Genomic DNA, 216 nt, shown 5'->3' with positions numbered 1-216 from the left:
AATCGTATTCATGGTATCGGCAGCAGAGACGACAGGTGCAACGACGGCAGTCTGTACGGGAGCACTTGGACGTGATCTTAAGATGAAAGAACTTCGGGGTTCACTGGCAGTTGATGGATTTTCAAGTGCAATCTCCGGATGTTTCGGATGTCTGCCGCTGACATCATTCAGTCAGAATATCGGACTTGTGACGATGACACAGGTGATCAACCGTTT

At 48.6% G+C, this 216-nt stretch carries 1 protein-coding gene; it reads left to right on the top strand.

What is annotated here, in order from left to right; translation table 11 throughout:
• A partial coding sequence (locus LI162_RS15505) for a solute carrier family 23 protein (protein ID WP_305067611.1) occupies positions 1-216 on the top strand: 216 nt, incomplete at both ends.

This window comes from Mediterraneibacter sp. 210702-DFI.3.120 (assembly GCF_020561005.1).
GTDB lineage: Bacteria > Bacillota > Clostridia > Lachnospirales > Lachnospiraceae > Mediterraneibacter > Mediterraneibacter faecis.
Note: the sequence above shows the minus strand (reverse complement) of the source record. Positions and strands in the feature narration are given on the sequence as shown.